Origin of the sequence: Burkholderia sp. WP42 (assembly GCF_000745665.1) — a bacterium.
In the GTDB taxonomy this organism is placed as follows: domain Bacteria; phylum Pseudomonadota; class Gammaproteobacteria; order Burkholderiales; family Burkholderiaceae; genus Burkholderia; species Burkholderia vietnamiensis.
In genome coordinates this window covers 228,737-248,310 of the sequence record NZ_JQJT01000015.1, presented here as the reverse complement: position 1 = coordinate 248,310, position 19,574 = coordinate 228,737, and the positions used below count along the sequence as shown (strand labels likewise).

Below are 19,574 nucleotides of genomic sequence, written 5' to 3'. Positions count from 1 at the left end.
GCGGTATACGAGTTCGTGAAGAACGACGACGGCAGCGACCGCCTCGTGATCAACGCGCAGAACTGCGTGCACTGCAAGACCTGCGACATCAAGGACCCGACGCAGAACATCGTGTGGGTCACGCCGGAAGGCGGTGGCGGGCCGAATTATCCGAACATGTAAGCTGCCGGAAGACGCCGCATCGCGCGGCGTTTTTTTCGTCGGTACGACGTCCGCGGGTCGCGAGCGCGCGCGGGGGCAATGCCTCGCGCGCGCACTGCTGACCGCCCGTCAGCGCGCTGCGATTCTCCGACGGAAATGCTCGGTACCCGCGACGATCTTGTCGAGCACCGCGTCGAGCGCCCAGAACCGCTCGCGTACGTCGTAATCGATTACGCGGCAGCGAATCGACTCGAAGGTGCCGATCCGCTGGTGATAGATTTTCGCGAGCGCCGGATAACCCAGTGCCTCGGACACCGCCGACACCACCAGGAACGTCGCCAATTCGTCGGCGAGCGCCGGATCCGAATCGCCCTGCGTGCGCAGCCACTGATACAGATCGGGATGGAAGTTGGTGAACACGCCGTTGAAGCCGGCGGACCCCGCCTTCATCGCATCCCATGCGATTGCGGCGTTCGCGTTCAGGACCTTCAGCGGCGACCCGGCGGCGAGCGCCAGGCGCCGCTTCACCGTTTCCAGGTCGCAGCTCACGTCCTTGAGCATCACGAAGCGGCCGGTATCGATGCACGCACGCAGTTCGTCATCGGAGAGCAACCGTCGATAAGGCGCCGGACATTCGTACAGGCCGAGCGGCAGATCCGACGGCAGCCGGGCGAGCAGCGCGTGAAGATGGTCCAGAAACGCGGCGCTGCCCTTGCGCTGCGGATCGAGATGGTTCGTCACGAGCACGACGCCCTGCGCACCCGATTCGGCCGCCGCGCACAGCTCGGCGACCTGCGAATCGAGATCGTCGCTGATATGGCCGGACGCGACGACGGGCACGCGCCCGGCCACGCGATCGACGACGAAACGCGCGAGTTCCGCCCGTTCGGCCAGACTCAGGAATTGCATCTCGCTCGACTGCGCGACCGCGAACAGCGCATCCGAGCCGTGCGCCAGATACCACTCGATGAGTCGCTCGAGCCCGGCATAGTCGATCGCGCCAGCATCGTCGAACGGTGTCAGCATCACCGGCACGATCCCCTCGATGGCCGCAGTCGACTGCTGATGGTGTTGCATCTCTTTCTCCTTGCTTCAGTAAATACGCGGTGTGGCCGCGACGCTCAGGCCGGCAGCGGTCCGGGCGCGGCGCTGGCCGCCTGCTCGGGAATCGGCTTGCGCACCAGCAGCAGGTAAGCCATCGCACCGGCGAACGCGATCGCCGCGGCCGTCAGCAGCGCCGGCACGAACGACCACTTCTGCGCGATGACGCCCGTCAGGATCGGCGCGAGTGCACCGCCGATGAAACCGCCAAAATTCTGGATCGCGCCGAGCGATGCGACGCGGCTCGGCGGCGCGGCGGCCGTCGCGAGCGCCCACGAACACGCGGATGCCGCATTCGCGAGAAAGATCACGACCGAAATGCATGCGAGCGCAACGGTATTGCTCTGCACGAGCGCGGCCGGAATCGTGAACGCGACCATCCCGAGCATCGCGACGACCACCGCATTGCGCCGGCTCACGACCGGCGAGCGGCTGCGGCGCGTGACAAAATCGGACAGCCAGCCGGCGACGAGCGAACCGACGAAGCCGCACAGGAACGGCACCGACGCCGCAAACCCGGTGCGAATGAGGCTCATGTGACGCTCCATCGTCAGGTATCCCGGCAGCCACGTCAGGTATACCCAGTTCAGATACACGGAACCGAAGAATCCGATCAGCATGCCCCACGTCGTGCCGTGCGAGAACAGGCTGCGCCAGTCGGCGAAAGTCAGCTTCGGCGCGGCGGCGGCGGTCTGCGCATCGGCATCGAGATACCCGCGTTCCGCCACGCTCAACTGCGCGCGAGCCGGATCGCGGTACAGCGCGAACCAGACGACGGCAACGACGAGACCGAGCGCACCGGTCGCGACGAACGCCAGGCGCCAGTCGAACGACGCGACGAGCACCGACAGCAGCAACGGTGCGAGCGCGGTGCCAAGCGGCGACGCCGCATTGAAGATGCCGGTCGGCGTACCGCGCGCGCGCAGCGGAAACCAGTTGCTCACGACCCGCGCGGCCGACGGGAACTGCGGCGCCTCGCCGATACCGAGCACGATGCGCGCGACGATGAACCAGCCGAAGGTCGACACCATGCCGCCCGCTGCCTGCGCGATCGACCAGACGATCAGCCCGACGCCGAGCAGCCGGCGCGGACCGATGCGATCGACCAGGCCGCCCACCGGAAACTGGCACAGCGCATAGCTCCACGAGAATGCCGACAGCAGCAAGCCCATCTGCGAAAGCGACAGTCCGAGATCCGCACGGATTGCCGAGCTCGCGACGGCCAGCGTGCCGCGGTCGAGATAATTGACGATCCCGCTCACCATCAGCAGCGCGAGCGCGATACGTTGTCCGCGTCGGATACCGGGCGGCGCGGCCGGAACAGCGTGGTTTTCGTTCATTGCAGTTGTCTCCATGTTTCTGATGGGTGCCGGCTCAGCCGGCTGTTCCGTCGTCGCGGAATCTATGCGGTCGTGTGCTGCACTTCCTCGCGGGTCGGAATCGACGTCTGCGCGCCGTGGCGCGTGACGCTGATCGCGGCAGCCCGCTGGCCGAACGCGATGGCATCGTCCATTGACGCACCGCCCGCCCGGGCGGCCGCGAACCCGCCGACGAACGTGTCGCCGGCCGCCGTCGTATCGACGGCCGTCACTGCCAGCGCCGGGTGGCGGCCGTTGCCCGCGCTGCCGCGCCAGCAGACGCCGCGCGCGCCGAGCGTGACCAGCACATTGCCGGCGCCCTTCGCGTGCAATGCGTCTGCGGCGCGCACTGCCGAGGCGTCGTCGCCGACCGTGATGCCGGTCAGCGACTCCGCTTCCGTTTCGTTGACGACGAGGTACTCGAGCCGCGCCAGCAACGCGTCGGACAGCGGCCGCGCGGGCGCAGGATTGAGCAGCACCGGCGTGCCGCAGGCGCGCGCACGGTCGATCGCGCGCACCACGGTTTCCATCGGCACCTCGAGCTGGCACACCATCAGCGCCGCGCCGGCGATCGCGTCGCGCGCCGCGTCGATCGTTGCGGCATCGAGGCGCGCGTTCGCACCGGGCACGACGACGATACTGTTCGCCCCGCTCGCATCGACCGTGATCGTCGCGACGCCGGTTGCTGCGCCGTCGATCCGGTGTACGTGCGTCAGGTCGATGCGTTCTGCCGCAAGCGCGTCGTGCAGGCGCGCGCCGAACGCATCGTTGCCGACGCAGCCGATCATCGCGACCGAGGCGCCCAGGCGCGCGGCCGCCACCGCCTGATTCGCGCCCTTGCCGCCGGAGACCGTCCGAAACGCGGTGCCGAGCAGCGTTTCGCCCGGCACGGGCAGCCGCGGCGCGTGCGTGACGAGGTCGACGTTGAGGCTGCCGACGACCGCGATTCTGGGGAATTCAGCGTGGTCTTTCATGCAATGTAACCGCTTACATTTGCGACGGATAAAATCGCCGAACGGGCCGGCGTCGACGAAAAATTTGCGGTGATGCGATTCGAAGATGTGTCTGACATAATGCGGGCTGGCATCAGGATAGCGCTTACATTCTCACAGGCAGCACGCGAGATGCAAGCACGACCACGACGAACCGAGGGTAAACGATGGCACTTTGGACCACTTGCGCATGGCGCGCCGCGCCGGCGGCCGCGAGCCGCCGATGAGCACGCCCTCTTCCGGCGGCGGCGCGGCGCGCGCACGCCGCGGCAGCGGCCGCTCGGTGCTCGGGGACGTCGCGAAACTCGCCGGCGTGTCGACCGCGACCGTTTCGCGCGTGTACAACGATCCCGGCAAGGTGTCGGCCGACGTGCAGCAGCGCGTGCGCGACGCGGCGCGCACGCTGAACTGGATCCCCAACGCGGCCGGTCGCGCACTCGCTTCCACGCGCACCCACATTACGGGCGCGATCATCCCGACGCTCGACGACCAGGTGTTCGCGTCCCAGGTCGCCGGCATGCAGGCGGTCATGGCCGAGCACGGCATCACGCTGTTCCTGGGCTGCTCGAATTACGATCCGGCGCAGGCGCTCGCGCAGGTGCGTGCGATGCTGTCGCGCGGCGTCGAAGCGGTGTCGCTGGTCGGTGAAGCCTATCCGGCGGAAGTCTTCGAACTGCTCGACCTGCATCGGGTGCCCTATGTCGTCACCTACGCCTACCGCGACGACAGCCCGCATTGCTGCATCGGCTTCGACAACCGCGCGGCCTTCGCTCGGCTCACCACGCATCTGCTCGACCTCGGCCATCGCGATTTCGCGATCATCATGCAGCCGTCCGCGGACAACGACCGCGTGCAGGCGCGCCTGCGTGGCATTCACGAGACGCTGGCCGCTCGCGGCCTCGCGGTGCGGCCAGTCCATCAGCACGAGGGGCCGGCGACGATCGCGTTCGGGCGCGCGAGCCTGCGCGCCATTGCGGACAGCGGGCCGACGCGCCCGACGGCCGTGATCTGCGGCAACGATGCGCTGGCGCTGGGCGCGCTGCTGGAGGCGCAGGCGATGGGCATCGCGGTGCCGTCGGAACTGTCGATCACCGGTTTCGACGACGTTGCGCTCGCCCGCGAAATCCGGCCGGCCCTGACGACGATGTGGGTCGACACCGATGCGATCGGCCGCAAGGCCGCGCGTGCATTGCTCGACGCACTCGAGCATGGCGCAGTCGGGCCCGGTTGCGCGGTGCTGCCGGAGCTGCGGGTGCGTGAATCGGCCGCGCCGCCGCATTCCGAGGCCCCATGAAAACGGGGCGCCCCAGGCGCCCCGCTTCACCTCGCATCGAGCGCGCCGGCGGCTGCCGGCGCCCCCGTATCAGGTCGCGCTGCCGGCGATCTTCGGCGTCGACGTCTCGACGTCGCCGCACTGCGCGCGATGACGCAGCGCATGGTCGATCAGCACCAGCGCGAGCATCGACTCGGCGATCGGCGTCGCGCGAATGCCGACGCACGGATCGTGGCGGCCGAAGGTCTCGACGATCGCTTCTTCGCCGGCCTTCGTGATCGAGCGGCGCGGCGTGCGGATGCTCGACGTCGGCTTGATCGCGATCGACACGGTGACGTCCTGCCCGGTCGAAATCCCGCCGAGCACGCCGCCCGCATGGTTGCCGACGAAGCCGGCCGGCGTCAGCTCGTCGCCGTGCACCGACCCGCGCTCGGCGACGCTGGCGAAGCCCGCACCGATCTCGACGCCCTTCACCGCGTTGATGCTCATCATCGCCTTCGCGATGTCGGCGTCGAGCCGGTCGAACACCGGCTCGCCCCAGCCGACCGGCACGCCCGACGCGACCACGTCGATGCGCGCGCCGATCGAGTCGCCGTCCTTGCGCAGTGCGTCCATGTACGCCTCGAGCTCCGGCACGATCGCCGCATTCGGCGCGAAGAACGGGTTCTCGCGCACGTGCGACCAGTCGACGAACGGCACGTCGATTTCGCCGAGCGCGCTCATGCAGCCGCGCACCTCGACGCCGAAGCGCTCGCGCAGCCACTTCTTCGCGACCGCGCCCGCGCCGACGATCGGCGCGGTGAGACGGGCGGACGAACGGCCGCCGCCGCGGTAGTCGCGGATGCCGTACTTCTGCCAGTACGTGTAGTCGGCATGACCGGGGCGGAACGTCTCGACGATGTTGCCGTAGTCCTTGCTGCGCTGATCGGTGTTGCGGATCAGCAGCGCGATCGGCGTGCCGGTCGTCACGCCTTCGAACACGCCCGACAGGATCTCGACTTCGTCGGCCTCCTGGCGCTGCGTCACGTGCCGCGACGTGCCGGGCTTGCGGCGGTCGAGCTCGGCCTGGATGTCGGCTTCGGTGAGGCTCATTCCCGGCGGGCAGCCGTCGATCACGCAGCCGATCGCGGGACCGTGCGATTCGCCGAAGGTCGTGACAGTGAAAAGCGTGCCGAGGGTATTGCCGGACATGATGGAACCGCCCAAAGAGAAATGACGCAAACCGATGCGCTGCCGCAACCGCTGGCGCGCCGATCGTTTGCCGGTCGAGAAAATGAGGTAAACCGCTATTATGCCAGCCGTCCCGCGCGCGCGGGACGCCGGGCGGTTCGGCGCGCATGCGCCGGCCGCGGATACGGCGCGGCATGCGCGGGCGCGTGCGGCCGACCGGTAGCGCGCCCGCCGTCACGGCCGCGCGCTCACCGACGGCGCGCCGCCCCTACTTCCGCGCGCCGCGCAGCTCGGTCACCGCGGCCTGCAGCGCCTGCGGCGTGGCGACCGACGCCGCCATCGGCTCGCCGACCGCGAGCGTGAGCCGGCTCATCACGCCGCGCTTGATCGGCCGCGGCATCCGCGCATCGGTATGGCGCGAGAAGTAGCTGCCCCACAGCCCGCGCAGCGCCATCGGAATCACCGGCACCGGCCTGCGCGTGAGGATCTCGGTGATCCCGTGGTGGAACGTGTTGATGTCGCCCGTCTTGGTCAGCTTGCCTTCCGGAAAGACGCACACGAGCTCGCCGTCCTTCAGCGCGGCCTCGCACGCGTCGTACGCGCGCGCGAGCATGTCGGGATCCTCGTGGCGCGGCGCGATCGGAATCGCCTTCGCGTGCCGGAACACCCAGCTCGCGAACCGCGTCTTGAAGATCCGGTGATCCATCACGAAGCGGATCGGCCGCGGGCTCGCCGCGGCCAGCACGAGCGCGTCGACGTAGCTGACGTGATTACACACCAGCACGGCCGCGCCGTCGTCGGGAATCCGCTCCGCATGCACGAGGCGGATCCGGTAGAACGTATGCACCAGCACCCACGCGACGAAGCGCAGCAGGAACTCGGGCACGAGCAGGTAGATATACGTCGCGACCGCCACGTTGAGCAGCGCGGTCACGAGAAACAGCCCGGGGATGTCGACGCCCGCCTTGGTCAGCCCCATCGCCATCAACGCCGACAAAATCATGAACAGCGCATTGAGGATGTTGTTCGCGGCGATGATGCGCGCGCGATGGGTCGGCGCGCTGCGGCTCTGGATCAGCGCATAGAGCGGCACGCTGTAGAAGCCGCCGAACATCGCGAGCAGGAACAGGTCGGCCAGGATGCGCCAGTGGCGCGCGCCGGCCAGGAATTCCCCGACCGACAGCAGATGGCCGGGCGACGGCATGGCATGGCTCGCGAAGTACAGCTCGATCGCGAACACGCTGATGCCGATCGAGCCGAGCGGCACGAGCCCGATCTCGACGCGGCGCTGCGACAGCCGCTCGCACAGCAGCGAACCGAGGCCGATCCCGACCGAGAACGTCGCGAGCAGCACGGTGACGACGTCGGGGCTCGCGGACAGCACGTCCTTCGCGAAATTGAAGAACGACGTGAGGAAGGTCGCGCCGACGAACCACAGCCACGAGATGCCGAGCAGGCTCAGGAATACGGTGCGGTTCTGTCGCGCGAGCGCGAGGTTGCGCCAGGTTTCGCTGAACGGGTTCCAGTTGATCACGAGATCGGGCTGCGGCGCGGGCGTCGGCGGCACGCGCTGCGCGACGAGGCGCCCTGCCAGCGCGATCGCGACGACGCTCACCGCGAGCACGCGCTCGCCGCTGCCTTCGATGCCGGCGGCCGCACCGCCGATGATCGTGCCGATCAGGATCGCGACGAACGTGCCCATTTCGACGAGGCCGTTGCCGCCGACGAGCTCGTGCTCGCCGAGATGCTGCGGCAGGTACGAATACTTGACCGGGCCGAACAGCGTCGAGTGCATCCCCATCATGAACGTGCACAGATACAGCAGCGCCGCGCTGTGCGTGACGAAGCCGGCCGCGCCGACGAGCATCAGCACGATCTCGAAGGTCTTCACGAAACGCGTGAGCGTCGCCTTGTCGTACTTGTCGGCGATCTGGCCGGAGGTGGCCGAGAACAGCACGAACGGCAGGATGAAGATCGCGGAAATGAGGAACGCGGCCGTCTTCGCGTCGACGCCGGAAAAGCGTGCGGTGTGATACGTGACGAGCGACGTGAAGCCGATCTTGAACACGTTGTCGTTCAACGCGCCGAGGAACTGCGTCGTGAAGAACGGCGCGAAACGGCGCTCGCGCAACAGGTCGAACTGCGATGCGTGGGCGCGCCGTTCGCCGCGCGTCGCTGAAGAGACTTGCGTGTGATCGCTCATGCGGAATACGCGCGCATCGTCTGGGCGAAGCTGCGCGGGCCTCGTGTTGTCGTTGAAAAAACGGCGGCGCAGGCTGAACCTGCGCCGCCGCGCGCCGAATGGCAGCGCCCGCGTGCGATGCACCGGGCGCGACGTGTCACGGCTTCTGTGCTTCGGCTTCCGATTCCGGCCAGTCGCGGATGTAGGCCTTCAGCATCCGGTTCTCGAAACTCTGCGCCTCGACGACCGTCTTCGCGACGTCGTAGAACGAGATGACGCCCATCAGCACCTTCTTGTCGAGCACCGGCATGTAGCGCGCGTGGCGCTCGAGCATCATCCGGCGCACTTCGTTCACGTCGGTCTCCGGCGTGCAGGTGAGCGGCTCGTCCATCACCTTGCGCACCTGTACGTCGCCGATCGCGCCGCCGTTCACGTGCAGGCGCTGGATGATCTCGCGGAACGTGAGCATCCCGACCAGATCGCCGTACTCCATCACGACGAGCGAGCCGATGTCGTGCTCGGCCATCGTATCGACCGCTTCGCGCAGCGGCTTATCGGGCGTCACGGTAAACAACGTGTTGCCCTTCACTTTCAGAATATCGCTGACGCGCATCGTGGTTCCCTCGAGCTTGAATGCAAATCCGCTTTCGATCCTATCGGAAAGCCTGTCAAAAGGAAAGCGCAGGGGTAAGGCGCAGGGCCGCGCGGCTTGCGGCCGCCGGCGGCCCGCCGCACAATGGCGCCATGAACGGCGACCCGGGGAGACGGCCATGGCGCATACGCATTCGGAACAATTCGCCAGCTTCGCTGATTTCTATCCGTATTACCTGAACGAACACCAGAACGCGACGTCGCGGCGGCTGCACTTCATCGGCTCGCTCGGCGTGATCGGCTGTGTCGCGATGGCGGTCGCGACCGGTCGCTGGCCGTGGCTGCCGGCGGCCGTCGTGTGCGGTTACGGCTTCGCATGGATCGGGCACTTCTTCTTCGAGAAGAACCGCCCTGCCACGTTCCGGCATCCGGTCTACAGCCTGATGGGCGACTGGGTGATGTTCAAGGACATCTGCGTCGGCAAGATCCCGCTGTAACGCACGCCTTCCGGCGCGGCGTCACGCCGTTTTCGGCGGACGCGCGTGCGGGTCGGGCGCCGCGCCGGCGAGCGAGCCGGACGCCGGCGCGGCCGGCTGCGCGCCATCGGCCGCGCGCGCGGCGATCAGCGACGCGAGCGACACGTCGAAGCGATCGTTCGACAGCACGTCGAGCAGCGCCGCGCCTTCGACGTGGCTGCTACGCCGCTGCAGCTGATAGGTCAGCTCGGTCCGGTCGATCACCAGCACGTCGAACAGCTGCGCGAGCGTCAGACGATCGGGGTTCGCCAGCAGGATGTAGCGCGGCGCCTGGTCGCCGCCCTCCAGCCGCGCGATCCATTCGCGCTCCTCCATCGTCAGCAGCAGCCGCTGCGCGGTCTCCATGTCGCAGCGCAGCATGGTCGCGAGCCGCGGCGCCGTGCAGCCCGGCCTGCCGGCCGCGCGCGCCTCGGCGAGCCGCGCGAGCAATTCGAGCGCGTCGAGCAGATCGCTGCCCGGATAATGGATGCGATGAAACTGGCCGACACGGATCGCCGGCAGCGCGGACGCGACCATCGCGCCGAGCAGCGCGATGAACCAGCTCAGGTACACCCACAGCAGGAACACGGGCAGCGCCGCGAACGCGCCGTAGACGGCCGTATAAGTCGGAATGCGCCGCACGTAATAGCCGAAGCCGCGCTTCGCCAGCTCGAACGCGACGGCCGCGAACAGGCCGCCGATCACCGCGTCGCGCCACGCGACCGTGCAGTTTGGGAGATACACGTACAGCAGCGTGAACGCGAGCACCGTGAGCGGCAGCGACGCGAACGCGAGCAGCCATTCGATGATCGACGTCGACGGCGCGGCGCCGGTGAACGCCAGCGACTGCGTGAACAGATACGACGACAGCGACAGGCTCACGCCGAACAGCAGCGGCCCGAGCGTGATCAACGCCCAGTACGCCAGCACGCGCTGCGCGAACGGCCGCGGCTTGCGCACGCGCCAGATCAGGTTGAACGCGGACTCGATGGTCATCATCGTCATCACCGACGTGACGACCAGCACGATCAGGCCGGCCGTCGTCAGCCCCTTGGCCTTGGCCGCGAACTGGTTCAGGTACTTGAAGATCTGCACGTTGAACTGCGCGGGCATCAGGTGATCGGCGAGGAAGCCCTGCAGCGAGATCTGGAACGACGCGAACATCGGGAACGCGGTGAACAGCGCGAACGCGACCGTCACGAGCGGCACGAGCGCGAGCATCGTCGTGAACGTGAGGCTGCCCGCGACCTGCGGGATGCGGTCCTCGGCGCTGCGCCGCGCGGCGAACTGCGCGAGACGCTTGAGGGTGTCGAGATCGACGGCCAACTTCGGCAAACGTTTTCTCCTTGTCGATGCCGCGCGCCCGGCGGCGCGCGCCGCCGCCGCGCTGCGCGACGACTTCAGCCCCTATAATAGCCGCTCGATCCAGCAGGGGCCGACTGCACCGGGCACGCGCGCGGCCGCACGGGGCTCCGCCGCCCATGAAAGACATCCTCGTCCTCTATTACAGCCGTCACGGCGCCACGCGCGAACTCGCGCTCGCGATCGCGAGCGGCATCGACAGCGTGCCGGGCATGCAGGCGCGCATCCGCACCGTGCCGCCCGTGTCGACGGTGTGCGAAGCCACCGCTCCCGACATCCCCGACGACGGCCCGCCGTATGCCGAACTGCGCGATCTCGAAGAATGCGTGGGCCTCGCCCTCGGCTCGCCCACCCGCTTCGGCAACATGGCCGCCGCGCTCAAATATTTCCTCGACGGCACCACGCCGCAATGGTTGTCCGGTGCGCTGGCCGGCAAGCCGGCCAGCGTGTTCACGTCGACCGGCAGCCTGCACGGCGGCCAGGAGTCGACGCTGCTGTCGATGATGCTGCCGCTGCTGCATCACGGGATGATGATCGTCGGCATTCCGTACACCGAATCCGCCCTCAGCACGACGCGCACCGGCGGCACGCCGTACGGCGCGTCGCACGTGTCGCCGCACGAGCGCAGCGCCGCCGGCGGGCTGTCGGCCGACGAGAAGACGCTCGCGGCGTCGCTCGGCGTGCGGCTGGCCCGCGCGGCCGCGGCCCTGGCCGCCGCCGAGGCCGCATGAGCGGCCCCACGCCCGCGCGCGCCGCAGTCGCGGCCCGGCCGAGCTACGCGCTGGCCGCGGCCGCATGCCTCGCCGCGCTGATCGTGCTCTCGCTCGCATGGGAACTGTGGCTCGCGCCGCTGCGCCCAGGCGGCTCGGCGCTGCTGCTCAAGGCCGTGCCGCTCGCGCTCGCGCTACCCGGCGTGTGGCGGCGTAACATCTATACGCTGCAATGGGCGAGCATGCTGATCCTCGTCTATTTCGCCGAAGGCGTCGTGCGCGGGATGTCCGACCGCGGGCTGTCCGCGACGCTCGGCTGGTGCGAGACCGCGCTCGCCGTCGGCTTCTTCGTGGCGGCGCTCGCCTACGTCGCGCCGTTCAAGCGCGCGGCGAAAAAACAGCGCGCCGCGTCCTGACCCTTACGCGACCGAACGTGATGATTCCTTCCGAAGCTTTCGTATCCGCCTGCCGCGACGCGATCGGCGCCGCGCACGTGCTGACCGACCCGCACGATACCGAGCCGTTCCTGACCGACTGGCGCCGCCGCTACAAGGGCAGCGCCTGCGCGGTGCTGAAGCCGGCGGATACCGCCGAAGTCGCGGCCCTCGTGCGGCTCGCGAACACCCACGGCGTCGCGCTCGTGCCGCAAGGCGGCAACACCGGCCTGGCCGGCGGCGCAACGCCCGATGCGAGTGGCAGCCAGGCCGTGTTGAGCGTCGCACGCCTGAACCGCGTGCGCGCGTTCGATCCGCACAACAACACGATCACCGTCGAAGCCGGCGTGATCCTGGCCGACGTGCAGGCGCGCGCCCGCGAAGGCGGCCGGCTGTTCGCGCTGAGCCTCGCCGCCGAAGGCAGCTGCACGATCGGCGGCAACCTGTCGACCAACGCGGGCGGCACTGCCGTCCTGCGCTACGGCAACGCGCGCGAGCTGTGCCTCGGCCTCGAGGTCGTGACGCCGCAGGGCGAGATCTGGGACGGCCTGCGCGGGCTGCGCAAGGACAACACCGGCTACGATCTGCGCGACCTGTTCATCGGCGCGGAAGGCACGCTCGGGATCATCACGGCCGCGGTGATGAAGCTGCATCCGCTGCCGGCCGCGCAAGTCACCGCGCTCGCCGCGCTCGAATCGCCGCACGCGGCGCTCGACTTCCTCGCGCTCGCGCAGCGTGCGGCCGGCCCGCTGCTGACCGGCTTCGAACTGATGTCGGATTTCTGCATGCAGCTCGTCGGCAAGCACTATCCGCAGCTGCGCTACCCGTTCGAGCGCACGCATGCGCAGACGGTCCTGCTCGAACTGTCGGACAACGAGAGCGAAGCCCACGCGCGCACGCTGTTCGAAACGCTGATGGAGCAGGCGTTCGACGCCGGGCTCGTGGTCGATGCGGTCGTCGCGGAGAATCTCGCGCAATCGCGCGCGTTCTGGGATCTGCGCGAACACATCCCGCTCGCGCAGGCCGACGAGGGCCTCAACATCAAGCACGACATCGCCGTGCCGATTTCGTCGATCGCCCGCTTCATCGACGAAACCGACGCCGCGATCCAGCAGGCCGCGCCCGGCGCGCGGATGGTCACGTTCGGCCATCTCGGCGACGGCAATCTGCACTACAACGTGCAGACGCCGGCCGGCGGCGATCCGAAGGCGTTCCTCGCGCAATTCCAGACGCCGATCAACCGTATCGTCTACGACAACGTGCATCGTCACCGCGGCACGATCAGCGCGGAACACGGGATCGGCCAACTGAAGATCGACGATGCGCAGCGCTACAAGTCGCCGGTCGAAACGGCGCTCATGCGAACGCTGAAGACCGCGCTCGACCCGCGCGGGCTGATGAACCCCGGCAAGGTGCTGCGCTGAACCCATTCAATCCGGAGCGACGCCCATGAGAGTTCGCGTGCTGTCCGACCTGCATCTCGAGAGCAACCAGCCCGACGCGATCGCGCATGCCGAGGCGGATCTCGTCGTGCTGGCCGGCGACATCCACAACCACGCGGAAGGCCTGCGCTGGGCCGCCGAGACGTTCGACGCGCGCGTGCCGGTGATCTACGTGCCCGGCAACCACGAGTATTACGACGGGGAATTCGGCGCGCTGGAGACCGCGATGCGCGACGCCGCGCACACGCTCGACAACGTGCATTACCTGAACAACGGGCTCTACGTCGACCCGGCACAGCGCTTTCGCGTGCTCGGCACGACGTTATGGACCGATTTCTCGCTGTTCGGCGCCGACGACGCGAGCATTGCCCGCGCGACCGAAGCCGGCATGCGCGTGATGCTCGATTTCAAGGGATTGATTCAGGTGACGTGGCCGCACGAGGCTTCGACGCGGCCCGGCGACGCCCCGCAGCGCGATTTCACGCCGGCCGACGCGATCGCGCTGCACCGGCACAGCCGCGCGTGGCTCGCGGCCCGGATCGCGACGCCGTTCGCGGGCCGCACGATCGTCGTCACGCATCATGCGCCGCATCTGCGCTCGCTGGCACAGCGGTACGAGGAGGATCTTGCTTCGGCGGGATTCGTGACGGACCTGGCGGAACTCGTGCGGCCGCCGGTCGACCTGTGGGTCCACGGCCACACGCATACGTCGTTCGATTACGTGACCGACAGCGGCACGCGCGTGGTGTGCAACCCGCGCGGCTATATCCGTCGCCGCACCGGCGAACTCGAGAACCCCGCGTTCGCGTGGGATCGTGTGGTCGAACTCGGCTGAACGCGCGGCGGGCGGGCCCGTGTACGGCCCCGGTCGATAGATTGCCTGAGCGCCGCTCAGCGGTCGGCGCGATGGCGGCCTTGCGACGACGCGCGCACCCGCACCGGCACCAGTTTCGCGCGCGCCTTCATCGCGCGCAGCAGATCGCGCGTCGCCGCGGCGGCGGCGGCCGCGCCGAGCAGAATTCCAAGGCCGATCATCAGGTGCGTATCCATTGCGACTCCGAGGGTGGGCAGATTCATATGTCGATGATTCGAACAGTATCAAACTGTCCGGCGTCCGCGGGTAAAAAAGTGTTGCGCGAACGACAAATCTCGTCAGATTCCGAGCGATCGCGCCATCATGTCGCAGCCGTGATCTGCGCGAGCGCGGCTTCGTCGGCTTCGAGCGTAGCCGGCAGTTCGTCGCGCAGAAAATCGACCCACGTCCGGATTTTCGCGTCGAGGTACTGGCGCGACGGATACAGCGCGTAGATGCTCATCGGCTGCGACCGGTATTCCGGCAGCAGGCGCACGATCTGGCCGCTGCGCAGCCCGCCGATCGCCGAATACAGCGGCAGGCCGCCGATCCCCATCCCTTCCCGCACGGCCACCGCCAGCGCCTCGGCCACATTTACGCGGAACGGCGGTGCCGTCACCGGCACGAGTTCGTCGCCGCGCGGGCCCGACAGCGTCCATTCGTCGAAGTGGAAGCCCGGCGCGACCATCCCGAGACAGGCGTGCTGCGCGAGATCGGCCGGCGTCTGCGGCTTGCCGTGCGCGCCGACGTAATCGGGCGACGCACAGATGACGCTGTAGCTGTCGCCGAGCCGCTGCGACACGAGCCCCGAATCGGGCAGTTCACGGCCCACGACGATCGCGACGTCGTAGCCTTCATCGAGCAGGTCGGGCATCCGCTGCGCGAGCGTCAGCTCGACGTGCACGTCCGGATAGCGCTGCCGGTAGCGCCCGATGGCCGGCACCAGATAGTGCTGGCCGAGGCTCGTGAAGCAATGGACCTTCAGCTTGCCCGACGGGCGCGCGTGCGCATCGCCCGCCTCGGCTTCGGCCTGGTCGACGTACGCGAGGATCTGCTCGCAGCGCTGCAGGTAGCGCTCACCGGCTTCGGTCAGCGCGATCCGGCGCGTGGTCCGGTTCAGCAGGCGCGTGCGCAGGTGCGCTTCGAGATCCGATACGGCGCGCGATGCATAGGCGGTCGTCGAATTCATCTGCTGGGCGGCCGCGGTAAAGCTCCCCGCATCCACCACGCGGACGAATACCCGCATGTTTTGTAACGTATCCATCCCATTACCCGTTTGAATCCGGACGGATTGTTGCACAGCAGCCCACCAATATTGTCTCAGGATTCGTAAAAATGACTTGCACCTTTGTTCGTTTATTCAGGAATTACTGAAAAATATAATCGCCTCCGAATCATCTATATCCGGAAGGGAGAAAATCGTGCAGTTTCCGGCAACAAAAGGGACGCTGGCACTGGCGGTTCTTGCAGTCTCATTAATAATGGCCGGATGCGCTAGCATGGGCGACAACAAGCCGCAGTCGGCTCGCATCGACGCGAACGGGCTCGACGCCGGCGCTGCGATCCGTGCGGCGGACCGCGACGCCGGCTGGCCCGCATCCGACTGGTGGCGCGCCTATCGCGACCCGCAGCTCGACGCGTGGATCGCCGCGGCGCAAGCCGGCAATCCGACCCTCGCGGCGGCCGAGGCGCGCGTGCGCGAAGCGCAGGCGATGGCGCGCGTCGCCCGTTCGGCCGAACTGCCGCAGATCAACGGCAATCTGTCGCTGATGCGCGAGCACTGGCCCGACAACGTGTACTACGGCCCCGGCCCGCTCGCGAACGTCGATACGTGGAACAACACCGGCACGCTCGGCCTGTCGTACCACCTCGATCTGTGGGGCAAGGACAAGAACACCACCGAACGCGCGCTCGATACCGCACACGCGACTGCGGCCGACGCGCGCGCGGCCCGGCTCGAACTCGAAGTGAACGTCGTGCGCGCGTACATCGGCATGTCGATGAACTACGCGCTGCTCGATCTCGCGCACGAAACGTTCGAGCGCCAGCGCGCGCTCGCCGATCTCGCGCGCAAGCGCCTGCAGGCGGGCCTCGGCACGCAGCTCGAGCTCAGCCAGGCGGAGTCCACGCTGCCCGACTACGAACGCCAGATCGACACCTACGAGGAAGCGATCCAGCTCGCGCGCCACCAGCTCGCGGCGCTCGCGGGCAAGGGTCCGGGCGCGGGTGATGCGATCAAGCGGCCGAACCTGTCGCTCGACGCGCCGGCCGGCCTGCCGTCCGCGATGCCGGCCGACCTGCTCGGCCGCCGGCCGGACGTCGTCGCGGCACGCTGGATGGTCGACGCGCAGGCACGCGGGATCGACGTCGCGAAGGCCGCGTTCTACCCGAACATCGACTTGCTCGCGACGGTCGGCGGCTTCGGCGTGACCGCGCCGTTCGTCGACTTCCTGCGCTCGATGAACGGCGGCTGGACGGCCGGCCCCGCGCTGACGCTGCCGATCTTCGAAGGCGGACGCCTGCGCGCGCAACTCGGCGCGGCCAGCGCCGGCTACGACCAGGCGGTCGAGCACTACAACCAGACGGTGCTCGCCGCGCTGAAGGACATCGCCGACCAGGTCGTGCGGATCCGCTCGCTCGACACGCAGAAGAAGGACGCCGCACGTTCGGTGGAAGCCAACGACCGCAGCTACCGGCTGTCGCGCGAAGGCTTCCGCCGTGGCCTGACCGACTACGTGAACGTCCTGATCGCGCAACAGCAGCTGTTGCGTGCGCAGGAGACGGCCGCGCGCATCGACGCGGAGCGGCTCGCCGCGCATGCGCAGCTGATGGCCGCGCTCGGCGGCGGCGTCGAAACGGGCCAGGACGTGCCGCACGACGAAGCCGCCGCGGCTGCGCCGGCTGCTGCGTCGGGGGCTTCGTCGGCTGCTTCGTCCGGGGCAACCGCCACGGCCGCCCCCGCTGCCAGCGCCGCCGCCCGCGCCACGCGGCCCGCGCACGTCGCGACGACCACCGCACCGTAACGCGGAGCGACCGACATGTCAGTCTCCTCCCCTGCTACCACGCACGCCGGCGGACCGCTGCCGGCCTGGTTCGCCGCGTTCGGCGACTGGGCCCGCAGCGACGGCGCCGCGTGGCTCTATCTGTTCAAGGCGCTGCTCGCCGCGTTCATCGCAACGGGCGTGTCGATGCGGCTCGACCTGCCGGCGCCGAAGACGGCATTGACCACGGTGTTCATCGTGATGCAGCCGCAAAGCGGCGCCGTGCTCGCGAAGAGCTTCTACCGCGTGATCGGCACGATCTTCGGGCTGATCGCGACGCTGGCGTTCGTCGGCCTGTTCCCGCAGCAGCCGGAGCTGTTTCTGCTCGCGGTCGCGCTGTGGGTCGCGCTGTGCACGGCCGGCGCCGCACGCAACCGCAACTTCCGCAGCTATGGCTTCCTGCTCGCCGGCTACACGACCGCGCTGATCGGGCTGCCGGCGTCGCAACATCCGGACGGCGCGTTCATGAGCGCGCTCACGCGGGTCGCCGAGATCATGGTCGGGATCGTGTCGGCCGGCGTGGTCAGCGCACTGGTGTTTCCCCAGTACACCGGCGAGCAGATGCGCACGACGGTGCGCAAGCGCTTCGTCGGCTTCGTCGACTACGTCGCCGCCGCGCTGTCGGGCAAGCTCGAGCGCGCGCATATCGAATCGATCCATACGCGCTTCGTCGCCGACGTGGTCGGCTTCGAAGCGGCGCGCAGCATGGCCGTGTTCGAAGACCCGGACACGCGCATGCGCAGCGGCCGCCTCGCGCGGCTGAACAGCGAGTTCATGAGCGTATCGAGCCGCTTCCACGCGCTGCACCAGCTGATGAACCGGCTGCGCGGCGCCGGCGCGCAGGCGGCGATCGACGCGATCGAGCCGTACTTCCGCGAGATCGCGCCGCTCCTCACGCGCAACGGCGAGCCGGTGCGCTCGTCGGCCGACGCCGCGCTCGCGGCCGCGCAGCTGCTCGCGTGGCGCGACGCGCTGCCGCGCCGCATCCGCGCGACCCGCGCGACACTCGAAGCGCAGCCCGGCTTTCCGCTGCTCGACTTCGACACGGCCGCCGAGCTGCTGTATCGCTTCATCACGGACCTGCACGAATACGCGGCGACCTACGCGTCGCTCGCGACCGCGAACCACGAGCGCGAACGCTGGATCGAGCGCTACGAGCCGCGCACCAACGCGACCGCGATGGTGATCGCGGCGATTCGCACCGCGACGGTGATTCTGGTGCTCGGCTCGGTGTGGATCGCGACCGCCTGGCCGAGCGGCGTGACGCTGACGCTGACCGCCGCAGCCACGTGCGCGCTCGCGTCGGCGACGCCGCGGCCGACCGCGATGTCCGCGCAGATGGGGATGGGCACCGCGCTCGCCGTCTGCACCGGCTTCCTGCTGACGTTCGGCATCTATCCGCACATCGACGGCTTCCCGCTGCTGTGCGTGGCGCTCGCGCCGCTGCTCGCGATCGGCATCTTCATGACGATGAAGCCGCGGTACGCAGGCTACGGGATGGGCTATCTGATCTTCTTCAGCTTCCTCGCCGGCCCGGACAACATCACGCACTACGATCCGATGAGCTTCATGAACGACGCGCTCGCGCTGGTGCTGTCGATGCTCGCGTCGGCGATCGCGTTCGCGGTGCTGTTTCCGCCGAGCGCGCCGTGGCTGAAGAAGCGGCTGTTCGCGGACCTGCGCCACCAGGTCGTCGCGGCATGCCATGCGCGGCTGGTCGGCTTGCGCACGCGCTTCGAGAGCGGCGCGCGCGACCTGATGCACCAGGCGCACACGCTGTCGGCCGACCAGCCCGACGTGCAGCGCGACGCGCTGCGCTGGATGTTCGCGGTGCTGGAAACCGGCAACGCGGTGCTCGACCTGCGCGCCGAACTGGCGACGCTGCCGCCCGACCCGCGCTACGCGGCAACGACGCCGTGGCGCCGCGCGATCGAGACGATGCGCGCCGCCCTGTCCGCGCTGTTCGCGCAGCCGGACGCCGGGCGCTTCGACGCGACGCTCGCCGCCGTCGACGCCGCGATCGACGCGACGCGGCACACGCTCGATGCGGTCACGCCGTCGCGCGACGAACGCCACCGCCTGCAGCGCATCCTGAGCCATCTGCATTTTGTCCGTACCGCGCTGCTCGACCCGGAATCGCCGCTCGAGCCGCTGAACCGCTATCGCCCCGTGCGTCCCCAACAAGGAGCCTCGTCATGATGCCGCGTGAAATCGCCATTCTCGATGCCTACATGCCCACGGTGGTGCTGATGTTCGTCCTGGGCGCGCTCGCGACCTGGGCCGTCGACCGCCTGCTCGCCTATACGGGCCTCTACCGTCTCGTCTGGCACCCGTCGCTGTTCCGCGCGTGCCTTCTCGTCTGCATCTGCGGCGGAATGAGTCTCGCCGTTTACCGTTGATCCCGAACCA

19 protein-coding genes are annotated in these 19,574 nt (G+C 68.6%); 10 read left to right on the top strand and 9 right to left on the bottom strand.

What is annotated here, in order from left to right; translation table 11 throughout:
* The coding region (locus EX20_RS30505; protein ID WP_139164722.1) for a 4Fe-4S dicluster domain-containing protein at positions 1-162 on the top strand (162 nt) is incomplete at its 5' end.
* 108 nt (positions 163-270) lie between these two features.
* On the opposite strand, the gene EX20_RS09095 is transcribed toward EX20_RS30505, so the two are convergent.
* From EX20_RS09095 to rbsK, 3 genes are all read right to left on the bottom strand, one after another.
* The gene (locus EX20_RS09095; RefSeq protein ID WP_034193326.1) at positions 271-1,218 is read right to left on the bottom strand and encodes a dihydrodipicolinate synthase family protein; all 948 of its coding nucleotides are present in this window, start codon (positions 1,216-1,218) and stop codon (positions 271-273) included.
* 44 nt (positions 1,219-1,262) lie between these two features.
* Entirely contained in the window at positions 1,263-2,582 is a 1,320-nt protein-coding gene (locus EX20_RS09090) for an MFS transporter (RefSeq protein ID WP_034193325.1), read from the bottom strand.
* Between the two features lie 62 nt (positions 2,583-2,644).
* On the bottom strand, positions 2,645-3,574 hold the full coding sequence (gene rbsK, locus EX20_RS09085) for a ribokinase (RefSeq protein ID WP_034193324.1): 930 nt from the start codon (positions 3,572-3,574) through the stop codon (positions 2,645-2,647).
* 241 nt (positions 3,575-3,815) lie between these two features.
* On the opposite strand from rbsK, the gene EX20_RS09080 reads away from it, so the two are divergent.
* A complete protein-coding gene (locus EX20_RS09080; protein ID WP_011884527.1) occupies positions 3,816-4,886 on the top strand; it encodes a LacI family DNA-binding transcriptional regulator in 1,071 nt (356 codons plus the stop codon).
* 69 nt (positions 4,887-4,955) lie between these two features.
* On the opposite strand, the gene aroC is transcribed toward EX20_RS09080, so the two are convergent.
* The 3 genes from aroC to EX20_RS09065 form a co-directional block, all read right to left on the bottom strand.
* On the bottom strand, positions 4,956-6,056 hold the full coding sequence (gene aroC / locus EX20_RS09075) for a chorismate synthase (protein WP_011884526.1): 1,101 nt from the start codon (positions 6,054-6,056) through the stop codon (positions 4,956-4,958).
* Between the two features lie 247 nt (positions 6,057-6,303).
* Positions 6,304-8,238: an MFS transporter gene (locus EX20_RS09070; RefSeq protein WP_011884525.1), complete on the bottom strand. Its 1,935-nt coding sequence runs from the start codon at positions 8,236-8,238 to the stop codon at positions 6,304-6,306.
* A 136-nt stretch (positions 8,239-8,374) separates the two neighbouring features.
* Entirely contained in the window at positions 8,375-8,830 is a 456-nt protein-coding gene (locus EX20_RS09065) for a CBS domain-containing protein (RefSeq protein ID WP_011884523.1), read from the bottom strand.
* 157 nt (positions 8,831-8,987) lie between these two features.
* Here EX20_RS09065 and EX20_RS09060 point away from each other — a divergent pair, with 157 nt between their 5' ends.
* Complete coding sequence (locus EX20_RS09060) at positions 8,988-9,305, top strand: Mpo1-like protein (protein WP_011884521.1); 318 nt, start codon at positions 8,988-8,990, stop codon at positions 9,303-9,305.
* Positions 9,306-9,326: 21 nt separating this feature from the next.
* Here EX20_RS09060 and EX20_RS09055 read toward each other — a convergent pair whose 3' ends face one another.
* Positions 9,327-10,658 carry a YihY family inner membrane protein gene (locus tag EX20_RS09055; protein ID WP_034193323.1) on the bottom strand — a complete coding sequence of 444 codons (1,332 nt, stop codon included), beginning with the start codon at positions 10,656-10,658 and terminating at the stop codon, positions 9,327-9,329.
* Positions 10,659-10,804: 146 nt separating this feature from the next.
* Between EX20_RS09055 and wrbA the strand changes: the two genes are divergently transcribed.
* Genes wrbA through EX20_RS09035 form a run of 4 tightly spaced genes read left to right on the top strand, consistent with a single transcriptional unit; the run spans position 10,805 to position 14,106 of the window.
* On the top strand, positions 10,805-11,416 hold the full coding sequence (gene wrbA / locus EX20_RS09050; protein ID WP_034193322.1) for an NAD(P)H:quinone oxidoreductase: 612 nt from the start codon (positions 10,805-10,807) through the stop codon (positions 11,414-11,416).
* A complete protein-coding gene (locus tag EX20_RS09045) occupies positions 11,413-11,811 on the top strand; it encodes a DUF2069 domain-containing protein (protein WP_034193321.1) in 399 nt (132 codons plus the stop codon). The genes wrbA and EX20_RS09045 overlap by 4 nt, the downstream gene beginning before the upstream one ends.
* Positions 11,812-11,831: 20 nt before the next feature.
* A complete protein-coding gene (locus EX20_RS09040; RefSeq protein WP_034193320.1) occupies positions 11,832-13,253 on the top strand; it encodes an FAD-binding oxidoreductase in 1,422 nt (473 codons plus the stop codon).
* Positions 13,254-13,278: 25 nt separating this feature from the next.
* Entirely contained in the window at positions 13,279-14,106 is an 828-nt protein-coding gene (locus EX20_RS09035) for a metallophosphoesterase (RefSeq protein ID WP_014722887.1), read from the top strand.
* Between the two features lie 56 nt (positions 14,107-14,162).
* Here the strand turns inward: EX20_RS09035 and EX20_RS32485 are convergent, their stop codons facing one another.
* Both EX20_RS32485 and EX20_RS09030 read right to left on the bottom strand, forming a co-directional pair.
* Positions 14,163-14,321, bottom strand: coding sequence for a hypothetical protein (locus EX20_RS32485; protein WP_165487609.1), 159 nt, complete (start codon positions 14,319-14,321; stop codon positions 14,163-14,165).
* Positions 14,322-14,446: 125 nt separating this feature from the next.
* Positions 14,447-15,388: a LysR family transcriptional regulator gene (locus EX20_RS09030; protein ID WP_034193319.1), complete on the bottom strand. Its 942-nt coding sequence runs from the start codon at positions 15,386-15,388 to the stop codon at positions 14,447-14,449.
* 157 nt (positions 15,389-15,545) lie between these two features.
* Between EX20_RS09030 and EX20_RS09025 the strand changes: the two genes are divergently transcribed.
* From EX20_RS09025 to EX20_RS09015, 3 genes are read left to right on the top strand one after another with little or no spacing between them, the layout of a single operon-like run.
* Positions 15,546-17,147: an efflux transporter outer membrane subunit gene (locus EX20_RS09025; RefSeq protein WP_034193318.1), complete on the top strand. Its 1,602-nt coding sequence runs from the start codon at positions 15,546-15,548 to the stop codon at positions 17,145-17,147.
* Positions 17,148-17,162: 15 nt separating this feature from the next.
* Complete coding sequence (locus EX20_RS09020) at positions 17,163-19,364, top strand: FUSC family protein (protein ID WP_034193317.1); 2,202 nt, start codon at positions 17,163-17,165, stop codon at positions 19,362-19,364.
* Positions 19,361-19,564: a DUF1656 domain-containing protein gene (locus tag EX20_RS09015; RefSeq protein ID WP_011884507.1), complete on the top strand. Its 204-nt coding sequence runs from the start codon at positions 19,361-19,363 to the stop codon at positions 19,562-19,564. Before EX20_RS09020 ends, EX20_RS09015 begins: the two co-directional genes overlap by 4 nt.
* Positions 19,565-19,574 lie beyond the last annotated feature (10 nt).